10 protein-coding genes are annotated in these 14,054 nt (G+C 51.5%); 8 read left to right on the plus strand and 2 right to left on the minus strand.

Translation table 11 applies throughout. From position 1 onward, the window contains the following. The first annotated feature begins 19 nt into the window (after nt 1-19). Entirely contained in the window at nt 20-808 is a 789-nt protein-coding gene (locus V7676_RS02040) for a polyphosphate kinase 2 family protein (RefSeq protein ID WP_335657993.1), read from the plus strand. A gap of 61 nt (nt 809-869) precedes the next feature. On the opposite strand, the gene V7676_RS02045 is transcribed toward V7676_RS02040, so the two are convergent. Further along, entirely contained in the window at nt 870-2,861 is a 1,992-nt protein-coding gene (locus V7676_RS02045; protein ID WP_335657994.1) for a lytic transglycosylase domain-containing protein, read from the minus strand. Nucleotides 2,862-2,964: 103 nt separating this feature from the next. Between V7676_RS02045 and dapA the strand changes: the two genes are divergently transcribed. From dapA to alaS, 7 genes are all read left to right on the plus strand, one after another. Further along, the gene (gene dapA, locus V7676_RS02050) at nt 2,965-3,840 is read left to right on the plus strand and encodes a 4-hydroxy-tetrahydrodipicolinate synthase (RefSeq protein ID WP_335657995.1); all 876 of its coding nucleotides are present in this window, start codon (nt 2,965-2,967) and stop codon (nt 3,838-3,840) included. Continuing rightward, nucleotides 3,840-4,322, plus strand: coding sequence for an SsrA-binding protein SmpB (gene smpB / locus V7676_RS02055; RefSeq protein ID WP_335657996.1), 483 nt, complete (start codon nt 3,840-3,842; stop codon nt 4,320-4,322). Before dapA ends, smpB begins: the two co-directional genes overlap by 1 nt. After that, nucleotides 4,315-4,923 carry a DUF2062 domain-containing protein gene (locus tag V7676_RS02060; protein ID WP_335657997.1) on the plus strand — a complete coding sequence of 203 codons (609 nt, stop codon included), beginning with the start codon at nt 4,315-4,317 and terminating at the stop codon, nt 4,921-4,923. Before smpB ends, V7676_RS02060 begins: the two co-directional genes overlap by 8 nt. After that, nucleotides 4,913-7,351: a response regulator gene (locus V7676_RS02065; RefSeq protein WP_335657998.1), complete on the plus strand. Its 2,439-nt coding sequence runs from the start codon at nt 4,913-4,915 to the stop codon at nt 7,349-7,351. Before V7676_RS02060 ends, V7676_RS02065 begins: the two co-directional genes overlap by 11 nt. Nucleotides 7,352-7,503: 152 nt before the next feature. Beyond that, nucleotides 7,504-8,601, plus strand: coding sequence for a recombinase RecA (gene recA, locus V7676_RS02070; RefSeq protein ID WP_335657999.1), 1,098 nt, complete (start codon nt 7,504-7,506; stop codon nt 8,599-8,601). A gap of 287 nt (nt 8,602-8,888) precedes the next feature. Beyond that, a complete protein-coding gene (locus V7676_RS02075) occupies nt 8,889-9,515 on the plus strand; it encodes a glutathione S-transferase family protein (RefSeq protein ID WP_335658000.1) in 627 nt (208 codons plus the stop codon). Between the two features lie 73 nt (nt 9,516-9,588). After that, on the plus strand, nt 9,589-12,237 hold the full coding sequence (alaS, locus tag V7676_RS02080; protein ID WP_335658001.1) for an alanine--tRNA ligase: 2,649 nt from the start codon (nt 9,589-9,591) through the stop codon (nt 12,235-12,237). Here alaS and V7676_RS02085 read toward each other — a convergent pair. Continuing rightward, nucleotides 12,221-14,029, minus strand: a complete 1,809-nt coding sequence (locus V7676_RS02085) for a cation:proton antiporter domain-containing protein (RefSeq protein WP_335658002.1) — start codon at nt 14,027-14,029, stop codon at nt 12,221-12,223. The two genes, alaS and V7676_RS02085, sit on opposite strands and share 17 nt — an antisense overlap. Nucleotides 14,030-14,054 lie beyond the last annotated feature (25 nt).

The raw sequence follows: 14,054 nt of genomic DNA on the forward strand, positions 1-14,054 counted from the left end.
AGATATTCTGAGGCGAACAATGAGCAAAAATATCAAATTATCGGACTATGAGGCGGGCAAAGAATTTAGCGGCGATTATGTTGATGCGTTGGATGCAGCGCAGGAGCGTTTGGCGCATGTGCATTTCAAACATATTATCCATGGAAATCGTACAATATTGGTATTTGAAGGCTGGGATGCAGCAGGCAAGGGCGGTTGTATCCGCCGGATGACTGCCGAATGGGACCCTCGCTATTTTAAAGTGTATCCCATTGGCGCGCCCACTAGCGAAGAAAAGGACAGGCATTTTCTTTGGCGTTTTTGGAAACGATTGCCCGGTAGCCGGGATATCGCGGTATTTGATCGCAGCTGGTATGGCCGGGTATTGGTCGAGCGTGTCGAAGGATATTGCTCGAAAGACGATTGGAAGCGCGGCTATGACGAGATTAATGAATTTGAAGCGCAGCAGATTGATGGCGGCACGAATCTCATTAAGCTATTTTTTCACACGACCCAAAAAGAGCAGGACCGGCGGTTTACGGACAGGCTGAATACGCCCTCGAAACGCTGGAAAATTACGGCAGAAGATTTTCGCAATCGATCCAAACGGGGAGACTATGTGGAAGCCATAGAAGATATGTTCAAACAGACTGATACTCGCTGGGCGCCTTGGAAGGTCATTGACGGTAATGATAAAAAAGCCGCGCGTATCGCCGCGATGACCTATGTGGCTGAAACGTTGGAGGCCTCATTGCCTAGTGATTTGCCGGAAGCCGATCCGGAACTGGTGAAATTGGCGAAAGAGGCCTTTGGGTATGAGGCCGAATAACCGATAGCTAAATGTTACCGCCATCCCGAAATAATTTCAGGATGACGGCACAGAAGCTATTTTACCCTTTGTAATTTTTGCCGATATAGCGCGTTAGCGGCGTATCGCTTTTAATCTGTGGGCCACGAGGGTTCAGCGTGTCGTAAACCACTGCGTTTTCCAGTACACGTTTGACATAGTTGCGTGTCTCGGAGATCGGAATTTCTTCGATCCATTTTATCCAGTCGATGCCGCCTTGACGGGGATCGCCATTGGCGCGCAACCATTTGTTCACGTTTCCGGGGCCAGCATTATACGCTGCAACCGCCAACGGATAGCTGCCGCCAAAATAGTCGAGCATGCGCCCAATATAACCGCTACCCAGACGAATATTATATTGCGGGTCGTCCGTTAGAGCGGACAGGTTGTACGAAAGTCCGACTTTTCCGGATTGTTCCCGCGCTGTGCCGGGCATGAGCTGCATCAATCCGCGCGCGCCAGCATGACTGATTGCACCTTCGGCAAACTGACTTTCCTGACGGGTAATAGCGTGAATGACGGTCCAACTGCTTTCGTGACCAAAAGGCACTTGCATGGTCGGGAAAGAAGTCTCGTCGATCGGTCCGACGCCTGCGCCTAGCGCGCTTATGCCCTTGATGACACCAAGGTCACGGGCACCAATCCGGGTCGCCAGATCGCTGAGCAACATATAATCTTTTGCGCTATTGGCATTATAGGCAAGGGCACGGTGGAACCGGATCTGCTCTTTCCATGGGCCGGTGCGAATGGACGATTTGGTCGCAACAACTAGGGGTTGAGTGTCATAAACGCGCCGATCTTCGTCGGTTATGACGACTGCTGGCTTGCGATTAAATTTCGGCAATGGCTGTCCCAGCCGTTCCAGCGCCAATTGGCCATAAAAATGATCGGGAAAGACAGCAGCTTTCTCGAAATAGGCATTTGCTTCTGCCTTTTGACCGGCTTCGGCAGCGGCGCGTCCAGCCCAGTAATAGCCTTTGGACTGGATATTGGGGCTGTTATATGAACGTGCATAGCGATCAAACATCGCGACAGCCTTGGCCGGTTGACGCTGTCCGTACAGAGCTGCGTTGCCCGCTAACCAGGTGAGGTCGGAATATTTGTCTCTGATCCGGCTGGATTGCTCAGCGATATCGATGGGCGCTGCATATACATCATCGACTTTGGATGCGATATCATAGGCGACTGTCCATTGTCGGTCATTGGCGGCAGCTTCTGCGTTGATCAAATTCGCCTCATACCATGTTGCAATATGGTCGGGATCGGTTGGGCGGACGGATAATGGCGGTCGGTTGGCCATTAGCTGGCGGGCATTGTAGCTTTGGCCTGTGTTCCGCAGATAGCGCGCACGGTCAGCAAGATAGCCCGCATCGCTCCGGGCCATTGCATCCACGGCGCTGGCTTTCGATTCGGCATAAGGTGCTTCGGTAAGTAGCGCCAATCGGGCGTCAAAGACGGTTCTGCGGGCTGGTGAAGTAAAGACCAATTGTCGCGCCGCAGGTACGGTTGCCCGTACCCATAGCAAGGCATCCATCCGAGCGTCATGATCGTCCAACGTCAATATAGAGCTGAACCGGCTGAGTATGGCTGCTTCGTCTTCGGTGCTCAGCGTACCACCGAGCCATGCCTGTTTCGCCATGGCATTGGCTTTGACTGTGTCGCCTTTGGATTGCAGGGCGACCGCATATTTCGCGGCTCCCGCATTGGTGATGGGTGCGAACCGTTCAAAAAACGTAATGACCCGGTCAGCGGAATAGCTGTTTATATTAATCGCCTGTTCCGCGTTACGCTGCATTCTCGTGTCATCAGGCCATCCCGGATAGGTGACGAGGAAACCGGCATAATCTTCAAAGGAATAATTGTCCGATTGCGTGAGAACGCGCCAACGTTGCAGGCCGAGTACGGCATTGCCGCCCGTAGGATCGGAAAGCCCTGAACCACCGCCAGTTTGCCAGCCCGCTTGCTCGGCGGCCATGCATGTTACGGGGGTTAAAAGCAGCGCCGCTATAATAATTCTTGGTACCATACTGGACATTTTAGGGGTAGGCTCCTTATCAGGCGCTGAACGAAGAACTATATCACTGTTAAGCTTGTATAAGCATTGGCGCTTTCTAAGCCAAATTTAAAGGAGTATTTGCATGTTTTCCGGCTCAATTCCGGCCCTGGTGACGCCCTTTCGCGACGGATCGTTTGCGGAAGCGGAATTTCGGGCTTTGGTAGACTGGCAAATAGAACAAGGGAGTAGCGGTTTAGTTCCTTGTGGAACCACCGGCGAATCATCGACTTTGTCCAATGCCGAACATCATCGCGTGATCGAAATTTGTGTCGAACAGGCGGCCGGACGCGTGCCGGTCATCGCTGGTTGTGGCTCTAACGATACAACCAATGCGTTGCTTCATTTGAATTTTTCGAAAAAATGCGGGGCGACGGCCGGGTTGGTTGTGGTGCCTTATTATAATCGTCCCAATCAGGAAGGCATTTACGCTCATTTTGAGGCGCTCGCTAAAGGTAATGATTTGCCGATAGTGCTTTATAATGTGCCGGCGCGGACAGTTACTGACATTTTGCCGGAAACGGTTGCGGCGCTTTCCAAATTTCCCAATGTTGTTGCGATCAAGGATGCGAGCGGAGAAATTGACCGGGTCACCGATCACCGGCTTGCCTGTGATGATGATTTCTGTTTGCTGTCTGGCGCAGATGAACTTTCTCTCGCCTTTAATGCCTCTGGCGGAGCGGGTTGTATCTCTGTGACGGCCAATGTTGCACCGAAATTATGCGCAGAATTTCAAGCCGCTTGTGCTGCGGGCGACTATGAACTGGCTCGTCAATTAAATGACAAGCTCTATCCTCTTCACAAGGCAATGTTCGCCGATGCTTCGCCAGGGCCAGTTAAATATGCAATGTCGCGGGTGATTGATGGATTTCCGACTGATTTGCGTTTGCCGATGACGCCGCCTTCGGATGCGGCGCGCAAAGTTGTTGATGCTGCTCTGGAGGGCGCTGGCTTAATCTGATGGCTAAACCGCGTCCCCTGGAATTTGACAAGCAAAAGGTCGTCGCCGAAAATCGGCGCGCGCGTTATGACTATCATCTTGATGAGAAGTTTGAGGCGGGCATTATGCTGACCGGAACCGAGGTGAAATCTCTTCGGTTCGGATCAGGGGCGATTGCGGAAAGCTATGCCGAGGTTAAGGATGACGAAGTTTGGCTGATTAACGCCAATATTCCTGAATGGAGCCACGGCAATCGTTATAATCACGAACCCAAACGCCCTCGGAAATTGTTGCTCAACCGGCGGCAGATTAACAAATTCTACGGCGCTGTAATGCGCAAGGGCATGACGATTGTGCCTCTGTCAGTCTATTTTAATAGTAAAGGCCGGGCCAAGATCGAGCTTGCTTTAGCCAAGGGCAAAAAAGCACCGGATAAGCGAGCAACTGAAAAAGACCGGGATTGGAAACGCCAACAGGGACGTTTGTTGCGCGAACATGGCTGATCCTAGCCCATCGGGCAAAGATTGGGGCGCACGGACGATCTTGTTCGTTTTTAGCTGGCTCAAAGCAAAAATGCCGACGCGTACAGCAATGGCGAATAACCGTTATCTCAAGCCTATAGCACATCGTTTCCTGCGGTCGGACCTATGGCGTTTTACCCGCCGTTCGGTTCCGCGCGGCGTCGCCTTGGGCATGCTCGCGGCCTTCTTGATTCCGGTGGGGCAGATTTTTGGTGCGGTGTTTCTGGCTCTGCCTATTCGTGCGAACGTACCGATAGCGGCACTGACGACATTCATTACCAATCCGCTCACCTATCCATTCTGGATTGCAGTGGCCAATCAGGTTGGCAAGTTCGCACTGCGGATCGATGCATTGACCCTCAGTCAACCTCTGAATAATCACATGAGCAGCGAATTTGGAGTGTGGCTGAGTTGGTTCGTGCGCGAAGCGGGCGTAACGGCTTTTGGTTTCCTATTATTGGCTATTGTTTTCGCGGCATTTGGCTATGTGATCAGTTCTTTCGGATGGCGCTGGTGGACAGCGAGAAAGTGGCGCAATCGAATTAGGAAAATGACGGTAGATAGCGATAACAATGGCGAGTGAAGCACGGGACCAGATCGGCTTGTTAAGCCCCAGCACGCGAAAGAGGACCAATGATGCGCGTCTGCGTGCCGTTATTTTGGCCGCTGCCATTTTGGGATCGCTGGCTTTGCTCTATTGGCAGGTGCAGAATAGCGCGCTGCTATTCGCTTTTATGGCTTTGGTGATGACCACCGGTGCCATTGTCTACTTCTTGCGCCCGCAAAAACCCGTAAATGATGACGAGGCTGCAACTTTTGCCAATTGGGCGGTGACCCGGCTGGTTGCGGACCAATCCGAAACCGGACTGGCCATAACCGATCGCGCGGGGCGGCTTGTCTGCGCCAATGATCTCTTCACCAAATGGTTCAATGGCCCAGCCGTTCCGCCGCAATTGCCGTTGCAGGATGGCGGGAATGAATTGCTCGCCACCGCTGGTCGGAACGCATGGCGCGACGGCCGCGGCTATGCAGAAGGTCTCAAGCGGGGTGTTGCGGAATATAATGCCAGAGTCACCCGCGCGGGACAGGGTGATGAATATCTCCTGTGGAAATTCAAGCCGCAGTTGCGCAATGACATATTGGATGACACCGTTCGTATGGTTGGCGGAGCCACGGGGCGGGCACTATCCGAAGCGGGCGTGCTGGCAACAGTCATCGGCGGTGAAGGACGAATCAGGGCGTCTAATCCTGGCTTCGCGCTGAGAGCGACTGGCCGGGAAGAATCCAATATATCGGGCCGGAATTTCATCAACTTCCTGCGATCTGACGACAAAGGAACAATCTTTTTCGAACGCGATGGTCGTCACGGTACTCCCGTGCGATTATTCCATATTCCTCTCGATCGTAGTCAGGAAAAGGGCCCAGCGCTCATCCTGCTCATTGATGATGACGGTGGCATGGTTGAACGCGGTAAAGCGCTCGAGCAGGTCGAATCGATGTTGTCTTTGCTCCCTCTTGGTCTGGCTCTGACCGACCGAGATGGGCGTTTCCTGTTTTTCAACAATGCCTTTGGCAAAGTCGCTGGTGTACGAGAGGGAGAGAAACCGCTTTATCCCGGAGATCTTATGATCCGCGATGATAAATCAGCAGTTGCAGATGCTGTGCGGCGTTATGCAGCCGGGCAATCCATGTCCGGTGATCTGGCGGTGCGGCTCCGCTCGGGCGGTGATGATCCGGTTGCCCTTGGTATCGCAGGAATTCGCGGACTTGGTGATGCTGCTGTCTTGTTATCGATCAAAGATAACAGCGAAGAGGCGAAGCTGAAAACCCAAGTCGCACAGGCAACTAAGATGCAGGCTGTCGGGCAATTGGCTGGCGGTGTCGCGCATGATTTTAATAACATTCTGACCGCGATTATCGGGCATTGCGACTTGATGCTGTTACGCCATGCGCCGGGTGACAGTGATTATGATGATATTCAACAGGTTAAGAATAACAGCAACCGCGCTGCCGGCTTGACCCGCCAATTGCTGGCTTTTTCCCGTCAGCAAACATTGCGGCCGCAAATTTTGCAGCTCCCTGACGTGGTGGCTGATGTCGCCAACCTGCTAAAGCGGCTGCTCGATGATAGCATTGAGTTGGAAGTGAAGCATGGCCGCAATCTGGGCCTCGTCCGGGCTGATCCGGGACAGCTGGAGCAGGTCATCATAAATCTTGGTGTCAATGCACGTGATGCTATCAATTCCAGCGGCCCTAATGGCGGCAAGATTTCTATCACAACCCAAATGGTTTCCGCCTCCGATGTACGGGCCCTCAAAAGTGAAATTCTGCCAGTCGGTGATTATACCGCGCTGTTCGTAACCGACACGGGCAAAGGCATCGCACCAGAAGTTATGGGCAAGATATTCGAACCGTTTTTTACCACCAAGGAGGTTGGCAAAGGCACCGGATTGGGACTTTCCACCGTCTATGGGATTGTCAAACAATCAGGTGGTTATATTTTTGCCGACTCCAAGCCGGGCGAGGGGGCTAGTTTTTCAATCTATTTTCCCGTGCACAATATTTCTGATCAAGATGCCGCGCGTGCGATGGAGCCACTGAAAGCCGTGGCGAAAAAAGAGCTGTGGGGCAGCGGTCATATTTTGCTGGTCGAGGATGAGGATATGGTTCGTGCCGTGGCGGAACGGGCTTTGACGCGTCAGGGCTATACAGTGGTAACCGCTAGTGATGGTGAAGAAGGATTGCAGCATCTTGAATCTCTGGGTGAGGGGGAAGATATATTCGATATGATCGTGTCCGATGTCGTGATGCCGAATATGGATGGTCCTGCAATGGCAAGGCAAGTTCGCGCGCGATATCCGGATATGCCAATCCTGTTTATGTCTGGCTATGCCGAGGAGCAGTTGCGTAAATCCATTGATCTAGACAATGTCGCCTTCCTGCCTAAGCCATTTTCTGTCGCGCAAATTGCTGAGGCTGTCGGAGAAATTTTGTCCGAACATGCCAAGTGAATGATAGAATTGCATCTAAGGCTTTGTTACAGCGTCATTTTTAATTATTTAAAAAAGTTTGTGTTCTTCTCTTGTTCTAGTGGAACAAATGCGGTACATAATATCCATCATTGATTGATAAGGTACAAGCATTTAGCAAAGGGGACAGGCAAATGGCCGGCAATTTAAAAGTCGTAGAATCGGATACTCAGTTGAACTCATCAGACAGACAAAAGGCGCTTGACGCCGCATTGGCGCAAATTGATCGCGCCTTTGGTAAGGGCTCAGCCATGAAGCTTGGCTCCCGCAAAGCCATGGAGGTCGAATCGATCTCGACAGGTTCTTTGGGGTTGGATATCGCGCTTGGCATCGGGGGATTGCCAAAAGGTCGTGTGGTCGAAATTTACGGTCCTGAAAGTTCGGGCAAAACAACATTAGCACTGCATGTTATTGCTGAAGCACAAAAAGCGGGCGGAACCGCAGCTTTTGTTGATGCCGAGCATGCGCTGGACCCGGTTTATGCCAATGCGCTGGGCGTGGATATTGACGAACTGATCATCTCTCAGCCTGATACCGGTGAGCAGGCGCTGGAAATCACCGATACATTGGTGCGATCCAATGCCATTGATGTTCTGGTTATCGATTCGGTTGCTGCTTTGGTCCCGCGCGCTGAAATTGAAGGCGAAATGGGCGATACCCATGTTGGTCTGCAGGCCCGTTTGATGAGTCAGGCACTACGTAAATTGACCGGTTCTATTAGTCGCTCCAAATGCATGGTGATCTTCATTAATCAGGTCCGGATGAAAATCGGCGTGATGTATGGCAATCCTGAAACCACATCAGGTGGTAACGCCTTGAAATTCTACGCATCGGTGCGGCTCGACATTCGCCGGACTGGCCAGATCAAGGAACGCGATGATATCGTAGGAAATTCGACTCGTGTGAAGGTCGTGAAAAATAAAGTCGCACCGCCGTTCAAACAGGTCGAATTTGATATCATGTACGGGCACGGGATTTCGAAGGTCGGTGAGATTATCGACCTTGGTGTCAAGGCCGGCGTAGTCGAGAAATCCGGTGCCTGGTTCTCTTATGATTCGGTTCGCATTGGTCAGGGGCGTGAAAATTCAAAACGCTTCCTGCTCGAAAATCCAGAGATGATGGCGAAACTCGAAAATCAGATTCGCGGCAACGAAGATGAAATTGCCGTAGAAATGATGACCGGTCCAGTTGGCGGCGCTAGCAATACAGAGAGCGATGACGATAGCGAATAAAATTGGCGTAGAGGCAGATCGGCTCTTCCTCTGCCTCCATTTCTAAAATTTTTACTTTGCCGGTTCGTTTTCCCCGAGGCGAATCTTGGCATCCGGGCCGTCCTTCTGTCCCCCGATAGTTAGGACGGCCCCTTTTTATTTGCCCTCCTGTAATTTCCTATCAAATGTTGGAAAATACGAACGGGCCTCTTGTATATTTTGCCTTCTACCGTGTGATTTGTGTTAACTTTGGGTATATTTTAAGCATCTGACGGTTGAATTCGCGACTATTTGAAAGAGGAGAATTAATGACCCTCATCGTCCATCATCTCGAAAATAGCCGGTCGCAGCGGATACTCTGGTTACTTGAGGAACTGACGCTGCCTTATGAGATTAAACATTATAAACGTCACCCCAAAACACAGCGCGCACCCGACAGTCTGAAGGCTATTCATCCGCTCGGCAAATCGCCGATGATTGAAGATAATGGTCAAGTGATTATCGAGACTGCTGCCATTGTCGAGTATCTTGTGACAAAAGCAGGAGGGACATTGGGCGCGCCGGACGATAAGGCTGGCGCACAGCTTTATACCCAATATCTGCATTTTGCCGAAGGCTCGATGATGCCGCCGCTATTTGGTGCGCTTATCATTAATCGGTTAGGATTTCTGGGTTGGCCAGCAAAAAAGCCGATAATGTCGATGGTCCAGGAATTACTAGTCTGGCTCGAAAGTGAACTGGCATCGCGCCCTTATTTCGCGGGTAGCGAATTGACCGCTGCGGATGTGATGATGAGCTTCCCTTTGGAAGCCAGTCAATCGCGCGCCGGCCTAGATGATCGTTTCCCCAATCTGCAAGCGTGGCTCAAACGGATACATGATAGGCCGCAATATAAAATCGCACTCGAAAAGGGTGGGCCTTATGCCTACGCGTGAATTTTCTCGTGATTTTATCAATCCCACTATTGACGGGATTGTAAACTGTGCGGGGCTCGCCTAAGTCAAATCTATGATTACGACCAATGACATAAGACGTTCTTTTTTGGACTATTTCGCAGCGCAAGGGCATGAAATTGTGCCCTCATCACCGCTTATTCCGCATAATGATCCGACATTGATGTTCATCAATGCGGGTATGGTGCCATTTAAAAATATATTCACCGGTGCTGAAAAGAGCAAATATTCGACCGCCACGTCGAGCCAAAAGTGCGTCCGTGCTGGCGGTAAGCACAATGATCTCGACAATGTCGGCTATACCGCCCGGCATCATACATTTTTTGAGATGCTCGGCAATTTCTCGTTCGGCGATTATTTCAAAGAGCAGGCGATTCTCAATGCTTGGGATCTGATCACCAATAAATGGGGCATAGCGGCCGATCGTTTGACGGTGACTGTCTATCATACGGATGACGAAGCCTTTGATTTGTGGCGCAAGATTTCCGGCCTTCCGGAAGAGCGGATTATTCGCATCGCGACCAATGATAATTTCTGGTCGATGGGCGATACGGGCCCCTGCGGACCTTGTAGCGAAATTTTCTATGATCATGGCGACCATATTTTTGGTGGACCTCCGGGGAGTCCTGATGAGGACGGCGACCGGTTTGTAGAAATTTGGAATCTTGTCTTCATGCAGTATGAGCAGCATGCTGACGGCAATCGTGTCGAACTGCCCAAGCCGTCAATTGATACCGGCATGGGGTTGGAACGTGTCGCTGCCGTGATGCAGGGCACGCATGACAATTATGATATTGATCTGTTTAAGGCATTGATCGCGGAATCCGGCTCTTTGACGGGCACGGTGACGACGGGCGATAATCAAGCCAGCCACCGCGTAATTGCCGATCATCTACGTGCTTCTTCTTTTTTGGTTGCTGACGGTGTGCTGCCCGCCAATGAAGGCCGCGGCTATGTTCTGCGGCGGATCATGCGCCGCGCCATGCGCCATGCGCATTTGCTGGGTGCGCAAGACCCGTTAATGCATCGGATGGTTGGGGCGCTGACCGGTGAAATGGGTAATGCATTTCCTGAGCTTATTCGCGCAAAACCCCTGATTGAAGAGACGTTACTGCGAGAAGAAACCAATTTCCGCCAGACCCTCGACAAGGGGCTGAAGCTGCTGGACGCCGAAATAATCGACATGAACGAAGGGGACACTTTGCCCGGTGCTACGGCTTTTAAGCTATATGATACATTCGGCTTCCCTTATGATCTGACCGAAGACGCCTTGCGTGCGAAATCACTCGGCGTTGACCGCGAAGGCTTCGATGCCGCAATGGCGGAACAAAAAGCTGCGGCTCGCGCTGCCTGGAAGGGCTCTGGGGATCAGGCTTCGGAAGCCGTCTGGTTCGATATAGCCGAACGCGAAGGCGGAACGGAATTTACCGGATATAGCGCCGAAGCGGGTGATGGTATGGTCGTCGCGCTGGTTAAGGATGGCGAAGAAATTCAGACCGCTAAATCCGGTGACGTCGTGCTCTTGTTGACCAATCAGACTCCGTTCTATGGTGAAAGCGGCGGCCAGATGGGCGATAGTGGTGCTGCTTCCGGTCAGGATGGTTTTACAGCTAGCATTGTGGATACTAGCAAACCTCTCGGACGTCTCCATGCACATCATATGACAATTGAAGAGGGGGCTGTTTCGGTTGGCGATACCGTTCATCTGGTAGTTGATGCTACTCGGCGCTCGCAGCTCCGCGCCAATCACAGCGCAACCCATTTGCTGCATAAGGCCTTGCGTCATCATCTTGGTGATCACGTAACGCAAAAAGGGAGTTTGGTGGCGCCGGATCGCTTGCGTTTTGATTTCTCCCATCAGTCGGCTTTGAACGAAGCGGAAATTAAAGCAGTTGAAGTCGATGTTAATGCGCAGATCCGCGGTAATAGTGCCGTGGTAACGCGGCTAATGAGTCCTGACGATGCGGTTGAGGCCGGTGCGCTTGCCTTATTTGGCGAAAAATATGGTGATGAAGTTCGTGTGCTTTCTATGGGCGCAGAAGATAATCTTGATTATTCGGTCGAACTTTGTGGCGGCACACATGTCAACGCGCTTGGTGATATTGGATTGATGGTTATCGTTTCCGAATCCGCAGTTTCCAGCGGTATTCGTAGGATAGAATCGCTAACCGGAGAAGCCGCGAGACTATGGTTAAGCGACCGCGATAGCAAATTGAAAACCATAGCTGCAACTTTGAAATCCGCTCCCGATGATGCGGCGGAACGGGTGGCTGCATTGGTTGAAGAACGTAAAAAACTTGATCGTGAACTGACAGAAGCTAAAAAAGCATTGGCGCTAGCTGGTGATGGCGGAGGCGCGGCGATGGCTGAAGCCGAAACTATCGGCGATGTTACTTTTAGTGGTCAGGTCATTATTGGTCTGAATCCTAAGGAACTGCGCGGCTTGGTTGACGAATCCAAGAAGAAAATGGGAAGTGGTATCAGCGCACTTATTGCAGTTGATAATGGCCGTGCGACCGTGGCCGTCGGAGTGACTGATGATTTAACAGCTAAGTATAATGCGGTTGAACTGGTTCAGTCTGCCGTAGCTGCTGTCGGAGGTAAAGGCGGCGGTGGACGGCCCGATATGGCGCAAGGTGGCGGACCGGATGGAGCAAAAGCCGATGAGGCCATCGCTGCAATAAAGGCTATTCTTGCGGGTTAAGTTTGGCCGAAATATCGGGGCTTTTATCAAGAGCGGAAGATTTGAGCTTTGGTTCGAATTCCAGATCGCCGTCTTTTTGAATTTTTTGACGAATCTGGTCTCGTTTTGCATGAATCGATGCGATAACTGGTCCCATTGCGACGCCATTTTCGACTAAAATGGCTTCGGACAATTGCAAGGACCCCTCCAATGCCTCTGGGACAGCATTGGTCGCGCCAGCTTGATATAGTTCAGCCGCATGTTTCGTATCACGCGCTCTGACCAAGATCGGCAAATCGGGAACCCACGCCCGCACCCGTTTTACAATCTGGACGGATAGAACCGGTTCATCCATTGTCAGCACCAGAGCCTTGGCATGCCCCAGTCGGAGCCGATCGAGCATTTCATTGCGTGCAACATTACCGAATATAATAGAATAACCATCCCGCCGCGCGTTGGCCACCACATCTATATTGGATTCGATGGCGAGATAATTTTGATTATGAGCCTTCATCATATCCGCAACTAAACGACCGACCCGTCCAAAACCGATGATGATCGTTTTTTCTGCATCAATGACCTGATCGTCTGTTGCCGCAATATTTTCTCCACGCAATTCAACGCGACGGGCCATGTCGTGACCAAATCTTGCCAATAAGGGTGTGATTGTCAGGCCAATTGCAGTCACGATCTGCCAAAAAGCGGCTGTCTGGGGTTGAATAAGCTGCGCCTGTGTGGCTGCCGCTAAGACGATCAGGGTCGTTTCTGAAGGGCTTGCCATTAGGACACCTGCTTCCGTGGCCGTGCCGGGTCGCGCGCCTGCAAAGCGCAATAGCCCCCCGGTAACAATAGCCTTGACCAGGACCACACCAACAACTGCGGTAATCAGACTGGCCCAATTGTCCAAAATCACGCGAATATCAATTTGCATGCCCACGGTGATTAGGAATACGCCGAGAGCAAGACCTTTAAATGGTTCGGTAATGACTTCAACCTCGCCATGATATTCCGTTTCGGCGATCAAGAGGCCGGCCAGCAAAGCGCCGACAATTGGAGAAAGACCAGTTGCTGCTGTTGCGAGACTAGCGAGAATTATAACAAGCAGGCTGACGGACAGAAAAAGTTCCGGACTTTTTGTTCGGGCGGCCTGAGCAAAAATACGTGGTAGCATAAGTCGGCCGAGTACTAGCATGCCGATAACTACAGCGCCGCCAATAACCAGCGTATTGACCATTTCTTCCCAAGATGATCCGCTGGCATAGGAGGGGGCGAGGGCGCCGAGTAAAAAGATAATCGGTACGATCGCGACATCTTCAAACAAAAGCATAGCTAGCGCCGCACGGCCTACCGGGCTTTTTGTTCCGGACATGGGCAGAACAAGTGCGGTCGACGACAGGGCGAGTGCAAGACCGAGGCCTAATGCACCGGAAGCGGGTTGTCCGATCAGGTAGAGAACGAAGCCAATGATCAAAGCTGAAATAGTTAGTTCTGCAGCACCAACCCCGAATACGAGTCGGCGCATGGACCAAAGGCGTTTGAAAGAAAGTTCGAGGCCGATTGAAAAAAGTAATAAAATAATACCGAATTCAGCAAATGGTTCAATTGCCTCTCGATCATTTATCGTAACAAATTTTAGCCAATCATATTGTGCAGATAGCGAACCAAGTCCTGAGGGACCTAGCAAAACGCCTACCAGAATGAAGCCGATGATCGGCGTGATCCGAAAGCGGGCAAAGGCAGGGATAATTACCCCTGCCGCGCCCAATATTACGATTGCATCAATAAATGCCGGATTGTCGAGAGGTGTGCTCATAAGGGTTACCTATACGCAAACCATC

It is taken from the genome of Parasphingorhabdus sp., from assembly GCF_036963805.1.
Lineage (GTDB): Bacteria > Pseudomonadota > Alphaproteobacteria > Sphingomonadales > Sphingomonadaceae > Parasphingorhabdus.